The organism is Streptomyces sp. NPDC013187 (assembly GCF_042899705.1).
Lineage (GTDB): Bacteria > Actinomycetota > Actinomycetes > Streptomycetales > Streptomycetaceae > Streptomyces > Streptomyces hawaiiensis_A.
Genome location: NZ_JBIBAF010000047.1, coordinates 1 through 2317, shown reverse-complemented (window position 1 = coordinate 2317; position 2317 = coordinate 1). Strand labels below are relative to the sequence as shown.

Genomic DNA, 2317 nt, shown 5'->3' with positions numbered 1-2317 from the left:
CGGCGGAGCGGCTTTGGGCTGGAGTTTCAATGACTGAGTCAAGCCACGGGGACTGATCGGGAGGCCGTGGACACGATCAGGGCCAGGCGGCGGATCATCCTCTGACCTGGCCCTGAGTCGCATGGTTCGCCGACGCTCCCCGTTGTTCCCCGCCGCAAGCCATCTGACCAGGCACGTCAGGGGCCAGGGTCGCCGAACCCCTGGCAGGGCCCCGGTCCCTCAGTTCGCCTACGAGGAGTTCCGCTCTGTCTGGCTGATCAGCACACCAGCAGCGCATCGTCGAACGTGATCAGCCTGGTCCGGCATTGGCGAACCTGAGATCATGCCGCGTGCACTGGTATGGACGACCTGTCCATCTCCGTAGTGCTTTCCACCGCAGACACTTCTGAGGAGAGGCTCTCGTGAAGAAGAACAGCATGACCACTGGCTTACCTCTCGTCATCGGCACCGTGATTGCCGCTGGCGTCCTCGTTCAGGACAACTACGGCGGCGCCGTCTTCGCCGTCGTGGCTGGTGCCGGCGCCTCGCTTGTCCTGCACCGCAGGTCTAGCCGCAACCAGGGGCGCGCTGAGTAGCCACGAGCCGGGCAGCGCGAAGCCCAGGACAAAGCCACGAGATCGGTGGAGTTTCAAATGACCGAGTCGAGGCCGTGGGCGCTCGCCAGTAGTGCGGGTGGCCCCTGGTCTCGGACATCGTTTGTGCCTCAGCCGACGAAAGCCAGCCAGGATGGCGGGCACGTCGACCGGTCAGGCGCGCGTGTGTCTCGCTGCACCCCCACCGGCCTCAACCACGCTGCCATGTGTGGGACGTCGAGTTGATTCAAGCGGTCTGCGTGGGCGGGGCGGGGGTGAAGGATCGGTTGTCGCGCAGGAGAGCCCACATCACGCTGGTGCGGCGTCGTGCGAGGGCGATGACGGCCTGGACGTGTTTGCAGCCTTCGCCGCGTTTCTTGAGGTAGTAGTCCCGGTTCGGGCCGTCGCGGACGATGCTGGTCTGCGCGGAGAGGTAGAAGACTCTGCGCAGGCGGCGGCTGTAGCGCTTGGGGCGGTGCAGGTTGCCGGTGCGGCGGCCGGAATCGCGTGGGACGGGGACGAGTCCGGCGGCTGACGCGAGGTGGCCGGCGTCGGTGTAGGAGGTCAGGTCTCCTGCGGCGACGACGAATTCGGCTCCGAGGATGGGCCCCATACCGGGCAGGGACTCGATGATCTCGGCCTGTGGGTGAGTGCGGAAGGTGTCGCGGATCTGCCGGTCGAGTCGTCGCAGTCGGTCGTCCAGGTCCAGGATCTGTGTGGCCAGGTCGGCGACGATCTGTGCGGCGGTGTCCTCGCCGGGCAGTGCGGTCTGCTGGGCCTGGGCCGCTTCCAAGGCCGCGGTGGCCACGCTCTCCGGGTCGCGGACTCCTCGATTGGTCAGCCAGGCGGTCAGGCGGGCCAAGCCGCGTCGGCGGAGGGCGGCCGGGGTCTGGTATCCGGTCAGCAGCACCAGTGCGCCTTTGCGGGCCGAGTAGTCGAAGGCTCGCTCCAGGGCGGGGAACATGCCGGTGAGCACATCGCGGAGCCGGTTGACCGTCCGCACCCGGTCAGTGATCAGGTCGGTGCGGTGTGCGGTGAGGAGTGCGAGGTCGGCGGCCAGCTGCGCGGGCACGTCGAGCAGGGTGAAGTCCCGGCGGTGCCGGGCGGTTTCGGCGATGACATAGGCGTCGCGGGCATCGGTTTTGGCCTCACCCCGGTAGGCGCCGGTCATGCGGTTGACGGTGCGGCCGGGCACGTAGACAGCCCTTTGGCCATGGGCTGCCAGCAGCGCCAGCAGCAGGGCTGAGGACCTGCTGGAGATGTCTACCGCCCAGTGCACCTCGTCGGCCAGGTCCAAGATCTCGCCGAGCGCGGTCAGGATCGCCGACTCGTCGTTTTCGATCTTCTTCGACCACAGGGTCGCGCCGGTCTCGTCGACCACTGCGGCCCAGTGATGGCCCTTGCCCGCGTCGATACCAACCCATATCCGGGCCCGCTGTTTGTTCACGCGTCCCTCCCGTAGCCGAGTTCGTTCCGTCGGCCCGAAGGACACCCCGTCGTCAGCTCCGTAAACAGCGACCCATTCCGCGCATTTCAATCAGCGACCAGGGCGCCCCGAAGGACCGGACGGCCACTCCAGCCGAGCCACGGTCGGCAAGCTGCTTTGAAGCCACATCCGGCCCTGCCGGGCCACCGAACAACTTACGGAGCTGCTTTGGGGCGAGTGATCATGGCCCCGTAAGCTTCCGGCGAGTCGGGCAGTCTGTGGACCTGCCCGTTAAAGCACGACGTTGGGGCCATGATCT

Annotated in this window: 2 protein-coding genes; one reads left to right on the top strand and one right to left on the bottom strand. The window is 67.1% G+C overall.

Features of this window, described 5'->3' with window-relative positions; translation table 11 throughout:
* Positions 1-401 precede the first annotated feature (401 nt).
* The gene (locus ACFY5B_RS39440; RefSeq protein ID WP_179878972.1) at positions 402-575 is read left to right on the top strand and encodes a hypothetical protein; all 174 of its coding nucleotides are present in this window, start codon (positions 402-404) and stop codon (positions 573-575) included.
* A gap of 244 nt (positions 576-819) precedes the next feature.
* On the opposite strand, the gene ACFY5B_RS39435 is transcribed toward ACFY5B_RS39440, so the two are convergent.
* Entirely contained in the window at positions 820-2019 is a 1200-nt protein-coding gene (locus ACFY5B_RS39435) for an IS110 family transposase (RefSeq protein WP_389980076.1), read from the bottom strand.
* Positions 2020-2317: the final 298 nt, after the last annotated feature.